The 12,590-nt window shown below is 68.0% G+C and carries 15 protein-coding genes and 1 pseudogene; 10 read left to right on the top strand and 6 right to left on the bottom strand.

The annotated features are described in order from the left end of the window. Window positions 1–226, top strand: a 226-nt coding sequence (locus H7290_RS19100) for an alpha/beta hydrolase fold domain-containing protein (RefSeq protein ID WP_290515609.1), incomplete at its 5' end; no start/stop codon positions are given. A gap of 8 nt (window positions 227–234) precedes the next feature. Here H7290_RS19100 and mshD read toward each other — a convergent pair. From mshD to H7290_RS19080, 4 genes are read right to left on the bottom strand one after another with little or no spacing between them, the layout of a single operon-like run. Then, the gene (mshD, locus tag H7290_RS19095) at window positions 235–1,086 is read right to left on the bottom strand and encodes a mycothiol synthase (protein WP_290515608.1); all 852 of its coding nucleotides are present in this window, start codon (window positions 1,084–1,086) and stop codon (window positions 235–237) included. Continuing rightward, the gene (locus H7290_RS19090; protein WP_290515607.1) at window positions 1,083–2,510 is read right to left on the bottom strand and encodes a carboxyl transferase domain-containing protein; all 1,428 of its coding nucleotides are present in this window, start codon (window positions 2,508–2,510) and stop codon (window positions 1,083–1,085) included. Before H7290_RS19090 ends, mshD begins: the two co-directional genes overlap by 4 nt. After that, window positions 2,503–3,774, bottom strand: coding sequence for a CoA transferase (locus tag H7290_RS19085; protein ID WP_290515606.1), 1,272 nt, complete (start codon window positions 3,772–3,774; stop codon window positions 2,503–2,505). Before H7290_RS19085 ends, H7290_RS19090 begins: the two co-directional genes overlap by 8 nt. Continuing rightward, entirely contained in the window at window positions 3,771–5,111 is a 1,341-nt protein-coding gene (locus H7290_RS19080) for an SLC13 family permease (RefSeq protein ID WP_290515605.1), read from the bottom strand. The genes H7290_RS19085 and H7290_RS19080 overlap by 4 nt, the downstream gene beginning before the upstream one ends. 119 nt (window positions 5,112–5,230) lie before the next feature. Here H7290_RS19080 and H7290_RS19075 point away from each other — a divergent pair, with 119 nt between their 5' ends. Then, window positions 5,231–5,956, top strand: coding sequence for a FadR/GntR family transcriptional regulator (locus tag H7290_RS19075; protein ID WP_290515604.1), 726 nt, complete (start codon window positions 5,231–5,233; stop codon window positions 5,954–5,956). A gap of 8 nt (window positions 5,957–5,964) precedes the next feature. Then, on the top strand, window positions 5,965–6,738 hold the full coding sequence (locus H7290_RS19070; RefSeq protein WP_290515603.1) for a sulfite exporter TauE/SafE family protein: 774 nt from the start codon (window positions 5,965–5,967) through the stop codon (window positions 6,736–6,738). Window positions 6,739–6,741: 3 nt separating this feature from the next. On the opposite strand, the gene H7290_RS19065 is transcribed toward H7290_RS19070, so the two are convergent. After that, complete coding sequence (locus H7290_RS19065; RefSeq protein ID WP_290515602.1) at window positions 6,742–7,455, bottom strand: response regulator transcription factor; 714 nt, start codon at window positions 7,453–7,455, stop codon at window positions 6,742–6,744. Between the two features lie 181 nt (window positions 7,456–7,636). On the opposite strand from H7290_RS19065, the gene H7290_RS19060 reads away from it, so the two are divergent. The 7 genes from H7290_RS19060 to H7290_RS19030 all read left to right on the top strand — a co-directional run bounded on the left by H7290_RS19060 (window position 7,637) and on the right by H7290_RS19030 (window position 12,329). Continuing rightward, complete coding sequence (locus H7290_RS19060) at window positions 7,637–7,882, top strand: MoaD/ThiS family protein (RefSeq protein WP_290515601.1); 246 nt, start codon at window positions 7,637–7,639, stop codon at window positions 7,880–7,882. Between the two features lie 47 nt (window positions 7,883–7,929). Then, the gene (locus H7290_RS19055; protein ID WP_290515600.1) at window positions 7,930–8,736 is read left to right on the top strand and encodes a hypothetical protein; all 807 of its coding nucleotides are present in this window, start codon (window positions 7,930–7,932) and stop codon (window positions 8,734–8,736) included. 22 nt (window positions 8,737–8,758) lie between these two features. Continuing rightward, complete coding sequence (locus tag H7290_RS19050) at window positions 8,759–9,187, top strand: thioredoxin family protein (protein ID WP_290515599.1); 429 nt, start codon at window positions 8,759–8,761, stop codon at window positions 9,185–9,187. A 250-nt stretch (window positions 9,188–9,437) separates the two neighbouring features. Then, on the top strand, window positions 9,438–9,875 hold the full coding sequence (locus H7290_RS19045; protein WP_290515598.1) for a DUF4395 domain-containing protein: 438 nt from the start codon (window positions 9,438–9,440) through the stop codon (window positions 9,873–9,875). 63 nt (window positions 9,876–9,938) lie between these two features. Continuing rightward, entirely contained in the window at window positions 9,939–10,787 is an 849-nt protein-coding gene (locus H7290_RS19040; protein WP_290515597.1) for a sulfurtransferase, read from the top strand. Beyond that, on the top strand, window positions 10,787–11,101 hold the full coding sequence (locus H7290_RS19035) for a DUF1416 domain-containing protein (RefSeq protein WP_290515596.1): 315 nt from the start codon (window positions 10,787–10,789) through the stop codon (window positions 11,099–11,101). Before H7290_RS19040 ends, H7290_RS19035 begins: the two co-directional genes overlap by 1 nt. Window positions 11,102–11,471: 370 nt before the next feature. Beyond that, window positions 11,472–12,329, top strand: coding sequence for a hypothetical protein (locus H7290_RS19030; RefSeq protein WP_290515595.1), 858 nt, complete (start codon window positions 11,472–11,474; stop codon window positions 12,327–12,329). Here H7290_RS19030 and H7290_RS19025 read toward each other — a convergent pair. Then, window positions 12,326–12,590: pseudogene (locus tag H7290_RS19025) on the bottom strand (hypothetical protein); the annotation flags it as partial. The gene H7290_RS19030 and the pseudogene H7290_RS19025 sit on opposite strands and share 4 nt — an antisense overlap.

Raw genomic sequence — 12,590 nt, 5'->3', positions numbered from 1 at the left:
GGATGTCGCCGGCGTCGCCCCGGCCTACGTCGTCACAGCCGGCTTCGACCCCCTCATCGACGAGGGCAAGGCCTACGCCGACAAGCTCCGCGATGCCGGTGTGCAGGTCGAGTACGTGTGCGAGGAGGGGCTGATCCACTCCTTCGCCAACATGGTGTCTCTCGGCAGATCGGCACCACGGGCAATGCGCCGCGCCGCCGCCGCCCTGCAACGAGGGCTCTCCTGACCACTGCCCTAGGAAAGTGACTCGCGAGCTGGGGTGGGGGAGTAGAGGGTGTCTCGTGCATGGTCCGTGAAGCCCAGGGTGCGGTAGACCTTCAGCGCCGGGGCGTTGTCGGCCTCGACATAGAGGTCGACGATCTCGAGGCCCTGCTCGTAGAGGTGGCGGAGCCCCCTGGCTGTCAGTGCCGTGCCGAGCCCGCCACCCTGGGCGGTGGGGTCGATGCCCACGACGTAGACCTCGCCGATCCCGTTCTCGACCTTGGTCCAGTGGAACCCGATGACGCGGCCGTCGCGCTCGGCCACGAAGAGGCCCAGCGGGTCGAACCACCCCGAGGACAAGCGGCGGTCGAAGTCGGCCCGGTCCATCGCTCCCTGCTCGGGATGGTTGGCGAACGCGCGCCCGTTGACGGCGACGATCGCGTCGGCATCGTCGGGGGAGAAGCTGCGCAACGTCACTCCGTCCGGCACCTGCTCGCGGGCCGGGGGCCCGTCGAAGGTCAGCCGCAACGCGAGCAGTGTGCGGCCGGCGGCGAGTCCGGTCGCTCCGGCGAGGCCCTGCGCGGCAGGCAGGTCGCCGTGCGCCCAGAACTCCGTCTCACCGTCGGCCACCAGCTCGTCGACGATCCGGCGCCCGTGACCGGTCCGCCTGTGGTCAGGATGGACGACCAGTTCGACGGGCGAGACGCCGGAGGCGTACGCGACGGCGATCATCGATCCGGCGTCATCGGTGTGCTGCACGAGCACCCTGGGTCGGACGCGGTCACGAAGTGCGAGCAGGCTCGCCTCGTTCAACGGCGCGACATGGTCGACGGCGGTGGCGATCTCCGCGAGCTCGGTGATGCTCGACGCGGGACGGGCGCTCATCGGGTGGTCAGCGCCCGAACCTGCGCCGAGACCTCGGCGGCAATCGCCCGCGCGAACGCATCGGGCGGGTCGCCGACGGGTTCGGGGACGATGTGCTGGACGGTGCCGTTCTGGTAGAGATCGATAGCGCCGACGTGCTGGGCATCAGCCATCTCCGCCGCGTGGTCGAGGTCGCCGTGGACGATGGCGCTCGCACCTTCGGGCGGCAGGGGCGACAGCCAGGCGTTCTCGGCAGCGATGACGACGTCGGCCGGCAGCAGCGCGAGCGCGCCCCCGCCGCACCCCTGCCCGAGGAGCACCGACACCGTCGGCACCCGCATCGTGGACATCCAGCTGATGCAGCGCGCGATCTCACCGGCGATGGCCCCCTCCTCGGCCTCCGGCGAGAGCTCAGCGCCGGGAGTGTCGATGAAGGAGACCAGGGGGAGCCTGAGCTCGTTGGCGAGCCGCATGCCCCGCCGGGCCTCACGAAGGGCGGCCGGACCCATTGGCTTGGCCCGGGTCTGCTTGGTGCGGTCCTGGCCGATCACGACGCACGGTTGACCGTCGAGCCGGGCGAGGGCGACGATCATGGCGCTGTCGCGCTCGCCCTTCTCGGTGCCCTGCAGGCGCACGGTCGCGTCACTGCCGTACCGGAGCACCTCGCGCACCCCGGCCCGGCGGGGCCCGCGGGTGATCTGGATCGAGTCCCACGCTGAGCGGACGCGGTGCACGTCGCTGGTCCGCCGCTCGCGGATCTGAGGCGTGGGCGCGTCGATCAGCAGGCCGAGGGCCCGGTCGATCAGCATGGGCAGCTCGTCGGGCAGCACGACGGCATCGATGATGCCGCGATCGGCGAGGTTCTCGGCGGTCTGGACGTTGGGCGGGAACGGCTTGCCCTCGAGCAGCTCGTACACCTTGGGTCCGAGGAAGCCGATCAGGGCACCGGGCTCGGCGATCGTGATGTGGGCCAGCGACCCCCATGACGCGAAGACGCCGCCCGTCGTGGGGTGTCGCAGGTAGACGAGGTAGGGCAACCCGGCCGCCCGGTGGTCCATCAGCGCGCGGGAGATGTCGACCATGTGGACGAATGCCGGCGTGCCCTCCTGCATGCGTGTGCCGCCCGACGCGGTGGTGGCGAGCACGGGAATGCCTTCCGCCGTGGCGCGTCGCACTGCCGCCACGATCCGAAGGGCGGCCTCGCGGCCGATCGATCCGGCCAGGAAGCGAAACTCGTTGACCAGCACGGCGACGGGGCGACCGCGCATGAGCCCGCGACCCGTGAGCACCGACTCGTCGGTCCCGGCCCGCTCGGTCGCCGCGATCAGCTCCTGCTGGTAGGTGGGGTCGAGCCCGGAGCGGTCGACGGGGGAGTCCCACGACTCGAACGATCCGTCGTCGAGGACGAGGTCGAGCAGCTGGTGCGCGGTGAGGCGGTCACTCATCGGTTCTCCCTGGGGTCTGTCTCGTCGATGCTGTCTCGCTGAGCCATTGTCGAATTGCGCCGCCGTCCTCGTCGAGCACCGGCGGCGAGTCGTGCACCGTGCTGGTCATCTCGCGTCCACCGGTGTCGAAGAATCGTAGAGGCGGACCCGGCAGGGTCAACGTACCGAGTGTCGTGTGCTCGACGTCGATCAGCAGGCCCTGGCTCGCTGTCTGCTCCCACGCGTAGACCTCGTCCATCGAGCGAACCTTGCCGGCCGGGATGCCGACCTCGTCCAGCCTGATGAGCAGGTCGGCCGCCTTCCAGCTGGCGAAGACCTCCTCGACGAGGTTGACGACACGCTCACGGTTGCCCACCCGCTCGGGGTTGGTGGCGATGCCGGGTGTCGCCGGGTCGAGGCCGAACCCGGCGCAGAAGTCGTGCCACAGCCCCTCGCTGCCGACGGCGATCTGCACGGCGCCGTCGGCGCAGCGGAAGAGTCCATAGGGGGAGATCGAGGGATGGTGGTTTCCCTGTGCCCGCCCGACCTCGCCGGCGACGGTCCATCGGGTGCCCTGGAACCCGTGCACGCCCACGGTTGCCGCGAGCAGCGACGTGCGCACGACAGTGCCCCGGCCGGTCTCGTCGCGCTCGTGCAGCGCCGCGAGCACCCCGTACGCGCCGTACATCCCTGCGAGGATGTCCGAGATCGGCGTCCCGAGCTTCTGCGGGTCGTCCGGCGCCGAGCCGGTGATCGACATCAGCCCGGCCTCGCCCTGCACGATCTGGTCGTAGCCTGCGCGTCCACCCTCGGGGCCATCGTGGCCGAAGCCGGTGATCGACAGGATGATCAGCCTGGGGTGACGTTCCTGCGGCGACTCGATGCTCAGCCCGAGCCGTTCGAGGACGCCGGTGCGGAAGTTCTCGACGAGCACGTCCGCCCGCGCGACCAGGTCGAGGAAGATGTCGCGGTCACCCCCGACGTCCTTGTCGCGCAGGTCGAGGGCGATCGACTCCTTGTTGCGGTTGGTCGACAAGAAATAGGTCGACTCCCGCGCCGAGTCGTCGTCGACACCCGCTTCGGCACGCGATCCCGCATGGCCGTCGTCACCCGGCCAGCGAAACGGCGGACCCCACCCCCGGGTGTCGTCACCGCGGCCGGGCGCCTCGACCTTGATGATCCGCGCGCCGAGGTCACCCAGCATCATCGTGGCGTGCGGTCCGGCAAGCGCCCGTGACAGGTCGACCACGAGAAGGTCGTCGAGTGGTCCGCTGCGGGTCGTCACGAGCCCCACCCCGGAAGGACGAGCGCGGCCCACACGAGCAGCGGGCCCACGGCGACCACGATCACGCTGTAGGTCAGGATCTGCTTGTAGTAGACCTGTTCACCGATGGTGTCCGGCCGGTTGGCGAGCATCAGCGCGCCGTTGGTCGAGAACGGGCTCACGTCGACGATCGTCGAGGAGATCGCCAGCGCGGCCACGAGCGCGACGGCGCTGATGCCGTGCTCGGCGATGATCGGCAGGGCAATGGGGATGATGATCGGCAGCAGTGCCGTCGACGAGGCGAAGGCGGAGACGATGCCGCCGACGTAGCAAAGGATCAGCGCACCGACGATGGCGGCGCCGAGGCCGGCGGCCCATTTACCGACGAACTCGGGGGAGCCTGCCTCGGTGAGGATCGCGGCGTACGTGCTGACCCCGGCGACCAGCAGGACCGTCGGCCAGGCGATCTGGTTGACGGCGCCCTTGTGCTCGTGGGGAGCAAGCATCGCGAGGACGACGGCGGCGGTGATCGACACGAAGCCGATGTTCTTGTCGAACGCCAACGCGACGACAGCGACGCCGACGAAGGCGAAAAGCGTCAGGATCTGGTCGGTGCGCACCCGCCGGGGGTTGGTGCCCGGAGATCCGTGCGTGCCGGTGGGCGCCGAGGTGCCGTAGCCGCGGGCGGTCACCTGCGCACCGCCCGTGTGGAGGCTGTCGACGAGCTCGTCGGAGTTGGCGACGATGCGCTGGGACATGAGCTGACGTCCGCCGAGCAGCACGAACAGGATGCTCGCCATGATGAGGTTGACGGCGAGGCTCGACAGGAAGAGCGTCATCTCGCCGACCTCGAGGCCGTTGTCCCGCATCACGGAGTTGGTGATCGTCCCGTAGATGCTGATGGGGGAGAAGCCGCCGCCCTGGGCGCCGTGCACCACGAACATGCCCATCATGAGTGGGTTGATCTTGTACTTCCCGGCGAAGCCGAGCGCGATCGGGCCGATGATGGCGCACGCTGCAGGGCTGGCCGCGCCGATGCCGGTGAGCAACGCCGTCACCGCGAACATGACCCAGGGGATCAGCGCGACCCGGCCGCCGACCGCCCTGACAGCCTGCGTGACGATGAGGTCGACCGTCCCGTTGTTGCGTGCGATGGCGAAGAGGTAGGTGACCCCGATCAGCGTGAGGATCAAGTCGCCGCTCACGCCCGCAAGGATCTCCTTGTCATCGAGGTTCAGCGAGTACGTGCCAACCAGCCACGCGGCGACGTAGGCGAGTGCGCCCATGTTGATCGGCAGTGCCGTCCCGATCGCGAACAACGCCACGAGGGCGATGATTGCTACCCATTCCGGTCCCATAGAAGTCCTTTGATGATGGTTGCGCCTCGCCGCTTCCAGCGGTGTGATGCGCGTCACGGTGATTGGATCAGTGGCCTAGCCAATAGGCAACCAGACCAATTGTCAATACGCTGGTACGCATGGACATGGACGACGCAGGGCAGGCCGACGAGAGGCCGACCATGGGGCTGCAGCCACTCAGCCGTCCACGGCTCTACGAGCAGGTGGCGGGCCAGATCACCAGCTGGGTCGCCGAGAACGGACTGAAGCCAGGCGACCGGCTGCTTCCCGAGCGTGAGCTCGCCGCGAGGCTCGGCGTCAGCCGCGCCACGGTGAGCCAGGCGTTGGTCGCGCTGGAGGTCATTGGCGTCGTGGCGGTGCGGCACGGCGACGGTGCCATCCTCACCGACGTCACCGGCCGGCAGCGAGTCCTGGAGGCGTTGCGCGAGCATGCCAAGCGGCTCCCCGACATCATCGATGCGCGCGACGCCCTTGAGACCAAGATCGCGGCCCTCGCCGGCGAACGTCGTACCGATGAGGACATGCAGGACATCGACAGCGCTCTCGAGGTCATGGACAAGGACATCGGGTCGGGAGGGCGCGGCGTCGAGGGCGACGAGCTCTTCCACGGTGCCGTGACGAAAGCGGCTCACTCGTCACTGCTCGCGACCATGATGGGCGAGATCAGTGAGCTGATCCTCGAGACGCGGATCGAGTCGCTGTCGCAGCCCGGACGCCCGCGCGACTCACTGACAGCACATCGCCTCATTGCCGAGGCCATCCGTGCCGGAGATCCCGCAGCAGCAGCCGCAGCGATGCACAGCCACGTCGAGATGGTCAGCGACGTCGCCGTCCTGCGCGGCTGACGGCACGGATGGGTCCGCTGGAGCAGCTCGCCGTGGTCGCTGCCGGTCTGGGGGCGGGTTTTGTGATGTCCGCGATCGGTGTGGCCTCCCTCGTGAGCTTTCCCGTGCTCATCGCTCTCGGCCTGCCGCCCGTCGTGGCCAACACCTCGAACACGGTGGGCCTCATCCCGGCAGGGCTCAGTGGGTCGTTCGGCTACCGCAGGGAGCTGTCGACCCACCCACGCCTGACGATCGCGGTGCTGCTCACGGGTGCCGCCGGCTCGATCGCCGGAGCCTTCCTGCTGCTGCGGCTCCCCGCCGGCGTCTTCGACGCTCTGGTGCCGTGGCTGATCCTGTTCGCCTGCACACTGGTCGGTCTCCAGCCGCGCATCTCGGCGTGGCTCCGGATCAAGCGGGAGGGCCACGAGCTCGGGTCGTCGAGAACGCGGATGACGCGAGGCATCGCCACGCTCACGACCTTCGCGGGCGTGTACGGGGGCTACTTCGGCGCCGGCCAGGGCGTCGTGGTGGTGGCAATCCTCGCACTGGGTCTCGATCTCGAGCTCAAGGTCGTCAATGCTCTGAAGACCCTGGCGGTGCTGTCGGCCAATGTCGTCGCTGGAGTCATCTTCATCGCGATCGCCGACCTCGACTGGGCCGTCGTCGGGCTGCTCGGTGCCGGGTCGGTGATCGGCGGCTACGTCGGCTCGCGGGTCGGCCGAGTACTGCCGCCGGGGTTGTTCCGCTCGCTCGTCGTGACGGCGGGAGTCACCGCGGCCGCGGTCATGTTGTTCAGCAGGTGAAGGTCACGCCGAGGTGTCGGCGGAGTCGCGAGCGGGTTCGGCCTTCGTGGCGACGAAGCGGTAGCCGACGTTGCGCACGGTGCCGATGAGCGTCTCGTTGTCGGTGCCGAGCTTGGCGCGCAGGCGTCGCACGTGGACGTCGACCGTGCGGGTGCCGCCGAAGTAGTCGTAGCCCCAGACCTCCTGGAGAAGCTGCTGCCGGGTGAAGACCCGGCCCGGGTGCTGCGCAAGGAACTTCAGGAGCTCGAACTCCTTGAACGTGAGGTCGAGCGTGCGGTTCTCGAGCTTCGCGGTGTACGTCGTGTCGTCGACCACGAGCCCGCTCGAAGAAATCAGGTGGCTGTCGTTGTCGCCATTGAGCCCAGCGGCGACGCGCCCGATGCCGAGCCGGAGCCGGGCTTCGAGCTCAGCCGGTCCGGCAGTGGTGAGGATGACGTCGTCCATGCCCCAGTCGGCCGCGGCGACCACCAGGCCACCTTCGGTGAGGATCAGGATGAGGGGACACTCGATCCCGGTCGTGCGGATGACGCGCGTCAGGCTCCGCACCTGCGCGAGGTCGTGGCGCCCGTCGACGAGGACCGCGTCGCACGGCGGCGCGTCGAGCAGTGCGCTGGCCTCGGCCGGCAAGATCTTGACGTGGTGCGGCAACAGCGCCAGTGCGGGCAGCACCTCGACCGAGGACTGCGTGCTCTTGGTGAGGAGAAGCAGGTGGGACATGTGTCGACCTCCGTGCTGCGTGGTGTGACCATCAAGACGTTGCACCAAATGCGAAAAGGCCATGGTGAGTCACCGTGGCCTCGTCGCATGGTCGACAATACGACATGTGTCCGGTCAATCACCATCATCCGAAGAGAATGAGAACGACGTCACAGTCGACTCCGAACACCCCGGGGTGACGGTGAACTACTGGGCGTCGGCTCGCGCCGCCGCGGGTCTGGCACGCGAAATCGTCCCCGCAGACGACCTCGCCACCCTGCTCGCGGAGATCAGCCGGAGGCACCGCGACAGCGATCGATTCGACGACGTGATAGCGACCTGCTCGATCCTGGTCGGCGACACGCCCGTGGGGGCCCGGCCGCACGACGAGGTCACGCTGCACCCAGGTGACACGGTCGAGCTCCTGCCGCCGTTCGCGGGAGGTTGAGCGCCGAAGGCTGCACGCCACCCCACGGTGGATGACATCATGCGGGGGTGCCACGCCTCGAATCCACCCTGCTGTCGCTGGCGCTCGCCGGCGTCATCACTCTCGCCGCCTACACCGACCCGGTGCTCGTGGCCGCGGGCGTCCTGATTGCCCAGGCACAGATCGCCTCTGCGCCGAGGCCGGCCGATCCGCAGGGTCGATCGATCAGCGCCCCGCGATTCGCAGCGGCGGCCAGTGCCGGCGTCGTCGCCACGGCCCTCACGCTGGCACCTCATCTTCTCGACGGCGCAGGCAGCTCGTCGCTCAACATCGTGGGCTCGGTCGACACCGGGATGCTCGGCGGCATCATCCCGGCCATCGCTGTGGGGCTGTTCGTCGCCCTCGTCTCGCAGATGCTGCGAACCGACGGACGTCCGCACCTCGTGTCGTCGACCGGATACGCCGTGGCGCTGGGCGTGTTCGCTGCGCTTTGCGTGGGGTGGATCGGTGCCGCGCAGTCGATCGGCGGCGCGGCGTCCGTTGCCGTGGGCGCGGCGGGGCTCGCCGGTGGGCTGCTGGTGTGGCTCCTGCCGATCGACCGCTTCGTCTGCGGGTCGCTCGCGATCGTGGCCGGCGGCGCGGCGGGTGCGGCGGTGGCGCTGAGCGTCGACTCGGTCCTGACGGGGGTCTTCGGGGTTGCCATCGGATCCGGTACAGCGTTGTTCGCTGTCCTCGGTCAGATCCTCGGCGGGGCCTGGTCGCAGGGGCGCACCCACGCCGCTGCCGGCTGGGGCTTCCCCGGGGCGATGTCGATCGCGCTGGCAGCACCGATCGTCTTCGTCGGTGGACAGCTCGTCGGCGCGCCCGGCCTGTGATGCCGCGACGTACGCTGGGATCATGACTGGTCTGTGGGTGCTTCTGTTCGCGCTCGGGTTCTCCGGGTGCGCAGCATGGGGCATCCGTCGCACCAACGGTGCCTTCCGGGACGGCGCGCGCGCCGACGATCGCGAGCGTCTTTCTGCCGTCGACATCGGCGCCGAGCTGGGCGAACGAGCGACGCTCGTGCAGTTCTCGAGTGCGTTCTGCGCCCCGTGCCGCGCCACGCGAGTCCTGCTGACCGACATCGCCAAGACGGTCGACGGGGTCGCGACGATCGACATCGATGCCGAAGAGAACCTCGACCTCGTGCGCCGGCTCCACATCATGCGGACGCCCACAGTGCTCGTCCTCGATGCCGCCGGGACGGTCAGCACACGCGCGTCGGGCCTCCCACGGCGCGAGCAAGTGCTCGCGGCCCTCGGCAATGCCGTCGGCGAGCGGCAATAATTCCCTCCGATAACGGCGTCGGCTCCACCATGTGGGACGAGTGTCCACATCGTGGGACTTGGGAGTGAAAACTCCGGACGGGGTCCCTATTCTGGAGACATGTTCCAGACGACATACCTGACGCGGCGCCGGGCAGTGGACAACTGCCGTACGCGCTCCTCGCTGTGTCGCACGCGCTGACTTTTCTGCCCGTCAGTCCCCGCACATCCCGGCCGTGCCGGATCGTGCCGAAACCCAGCGCTGGAGAATCATGTCTGCATCCGAACAGGTCGATCCACGCGGCCTTCGCGTCGCCGCCACCATCACCGCGGCGGTGCTCGCTCTTGTGCTCGTCACGCCCGCGCCGGTCAACGTCATCCTGCTGGCCGCCCAGGTGGCGGTCTTCGCGGTGGCGGCGCTGGTCGGGCTGAGGCGGTCGCCCTACGCGATCTTCTTCGCGAAGGTCGTCCGTCCCCGTGTCGGTGCGCCGCCGTCGTTCGAGGATGCGCGCCCGCCCCGCTTCGCCCAGATGGTGGGGCTCGGGTTCACCACGGTCGCGCTGGTGGCCTTTCTCCTGGGAGCGACTACCGCTGGTCTGGTCGCCACAGCGTTCGCGCTCGTGGCGGCCCTGCTCAACGCATCCATCGGCCTGTGCCTCGGGTGCGAGCTCTACCTGGCGGTCCGCCGGCTTGCGCCGGTCGACGCCTGACAACGTCCTGCTCTTCCATTCTCACCAACCCACGCCCATGAGGGCACACAACGGAGGTACAGCATGAGCCGTGAATCCGCGCTCGTCACCGCAGACTGGGTCCAGGAAAACCTGGCCGACCCGAAGATCGTCCTCGTCGAGGTCGACGAGGACACCGAGGCGTACGACAAGGGGCACATCCCCGGGGCCATCAAGCTCGACTGGAAGAAGGATCTCCAGGACGGCGTCCGCCACGACTTCGTGGGCAAGGACAAGCTCGAGGCGTTGCTGTCGGCCAAGGGCATCGGCAACGACGACACCGTGGTGTTCTACGGCGGCAACAACAACTGGTTCGCCGCTTACGCCTACTGGTACCTCGCCTACTACGGCCACGACAACATCCGTCTGCTCGACGGTGGTCGCAAGAAGTGGGAGCTCGACAGCCGCGAGCTGACGGCCGATGTCACCGCACGCACGGCGACGACCTACACGGCCAAGGAGCCCAACGAGGCCATCCGCGCCTACCGCGACGAGGTCATCGAGGCGATCGGCACCAAGAACCTCATCGACGTCCGCAGCCCCGACGAGTTCGCGGGACGCCTGCTTGCACCGGCGCACCTCCCACAGGAGGCGGCGCAGGTCGGAGGACACATCCCGACCGCGGGCCACGTGCCGTGGAGCAAGGCCGCGAACGACGACGGCACGTTCCGCAGCGACGACGAGCTGAAGGCGCTCTACGCGGGCGCCGGGTTGGACGAGGGCAAGGACACCATCGCCTACTGCCGTATCGGTGAGCGCAGCTCGCACACGTGGTTCGTCCTGCACGAGATCCTCGGCTACAAGAACGTCAAGAACTATGACGGTTCGTGGAGTGAATACGGTTCGCTGCGAGCAGTGCCGGTTGCCCTCGGTGACGAAGCGGGCGTGGCCTGATGTGCGGCGCGATCAAGGGCGGTCCCAGCCTCGAAGGTGTGGACGTCAAGAACCAGGCCGTCATTCAGGGCATCGTGACCCTCGACGACCAGCCGGTGGGCAATGCCTACGTGCGGCTGCTCGACCGCAGCGGTGAGTTCACCGCCGAGGTTCCGACCTCGGCGACCGGACAGTTCCGTTTCTTTGCCGGCCCGGGCGAATGGACCCTGCGCACCCTCGCGCCGCGGGCGGAGTCGGTCGACCGTCAGGTCGCCGAAATCGGCACGGTCGTCGACATAGCGATCAAGATCGATTCGGCACTCGCCAACATCTGAGAACGCTGGTTGAGGAGGCCGCTTGCGGCCATCTTGAAACCGCGAGGCACCACGAAGAACCACGACAACGGCGGTGCATCCCCTTGGGGGTGCACCGCCGTTGTGTTTGTCGTTGTGAACCCAGGGGCATTACCGGAGCCGGGCCAGCCCGTTGTCAGGTTGATCGCCGAGGCAACGTCTATCCGACCTCTCAGGTGGTTGAGGTGCGGGGCGTAGCGGAGCCTTGAAACCACGCACCGTCGCTTACCGGCCGCTGACAGCGTCCGAGAGCCTCCGGTCGCTAGACTGTGGCCCACTGTTCCCCCAGCCCCGAAGGTTGCTCCGCGTGACGAAGAGTCTCAAGATCACGGCGATTGTCTTGTTCGTGTTCGTGGACCTCGTCGCCGCGGCGTTTGCCATCAGGCACGTCAACCAACGGCCGCCCTCGCAAGACTCCTCACTGTCCGTCCCGACTGAGACCCCTTCGGCGACCATGTCAACGTCTGCAGATCCCAAGACGGAAGATCCCACGGGTCTGGTGGTCACCGGCAATATCATGGCTCGCTTCATACGAGGCTCCTGTGACGACCCCTCCGCGCCGAGCCTGGAACTGTCGATCGACCAGGCCGCGAACTTCAAGGAGATCGCCCTCCCGCTCGCGGAGAAGTCCGACGCCAACGGCGATCGCTCGGCTGCGGTGACGTCCATACGTGCGGTCACACTCACGACGCCCGCCGAAATGTCGATCGTCGGCACCGATGCCAATTGCAAGAGTTTTAGCTACGCGACCGAAAACGGCGGTGAGGATTGGAAGCGCACCGACACCGGTGACGAATGGTATGTCGATGGCGACAACGTCCTGACACCGCAAGGCCCGGCCGTTGCCGATTGCGAAGTGTTGTCGGTATGGCCGATCAGTGATCGGAACGCCAGGGTCGGCTGTAAGGACGGTCAGGTCCGCGGTACCGATGACGCGGGCGACACCTGGGTGGGCCTCGGTGCGCTCGACGGATTGAGTGCGGTCTCGTTCTCGACCATCCGCGACGGCTTCGGTATCGCGAAGGCTGATGGTTGCGCGTCACGCGTCTATGCGACCGGGAGCGCGGGCGGCAACTGGGAACCGTTGGGTTGTATCAGCGACACCAAGACAGCAGTGGCCATCGGCGGTGCGCCAGTTCTCCTCGGCGCACTGGTGGACGGCGATGTCTACGTCAGTACCGATCAGGGCGAGAGCTGGAACAAGCCCTAGTACGAATCGTGTCGGGTGCCCACGCGGGGTTCAACGGGATGGATCGCTGCATCAATGTCGGGATCGACCCGAGGCTTTGCGAAAGGGTCCACGGTCGACTCGTGCTTCACATCGTGGCGTCTCGGCTTGGTGTTCTTGCCGCCGGATTTGGACCGTCCGGCCTCAGGGGCATAGCCGTAGCCATAACCGTATCCATAGCCTGAGCGTCCGCGCTTCGGTATGGGTGACATGTTGATGACCGTGCCGATGAGGCGAGCGCCG

Source organism: Aeromicrobium sp. (assembly GCF_014378035.1).
GTDB lineage: Bacteria > Actinomycetota > Actinomycetes > Propionibacteriales > Nocardioidaceae > Aeromicrobium.
Note: the sequence above shows the minus strand (reverse complement) of the source record. Positions and strands in the feature narration are given on the sequence as shown.

Coding starts and splice junctions, on each gene's coding strand:
- mshD (WP_290515608.1), bottom strand. CDS start 1,086: ATGAGCGCCCGTCCCGCGTCGAGCATCACCGAGCTCGCGGAGATCGCC.
- H7290_RS19090 (WP_290515607.1), bottom strand. CDS start 2,510: ATGAGTGACCGCCTCACCGCGCACCAGCTGCTCGACCTCGTCCTCGAC.
- H7290_RS19080 (WP_290515605.1), bottom strand. CDS start 5,111: ATGGGACCGGAATGGGTAGCAATCATCGCCCTCGTGGCGTTGTTCGCG.
- H7290_RS19075 (WP_290515604.1), top strand. CDS start 5,231: ATGGACATGGACGACGCAGGGCAGGCCGACGAGAGGCCGACCATGGGG.
- H7290_RS19070 (WP_290515603.1), top strand. CDS start 5,965: ATGGGTCCGCTGGAGCAGCTCGCCGTGGTCGCTGCCGGTCTGGGGGCG.
- H7290_RS19065 (WP_290515602.1), bottom strand. CDS start 7,455: ATGTCCCACCTGCTTCTCCTCACCAAGAGCACGCAGTCCTCGGTCGAG.
- H7290_RS19050 (WP_290515599.1), top strand. CDS start 8,759: ATGACTGGTCTGTGGGTGCTTCTGTTCGCGCTCGGGTTCTCCGGGTGC.
- H7290_RS19045 (WP_290515598.1), top strand. CDS start 9,438: ATGTCTGCATCCGAACAGGTCGATCCACGCGGCCTTCGCGTCGCCGCC.
- H7290_RS19040 (WP_290515597.1), top strand. CDS start 9,939: ATGAGCCGTGAATCCGCGCTCGTCACCGCAGACTGGGTCCAGGAAAAC.
- H7290_RS19035 (WP_290515596.1), top strand. CDS start 10,787: ATGTGCGGCGCGATCAAGGGCGGTCCCAGCCTCGAAGGTGTGGACGTC.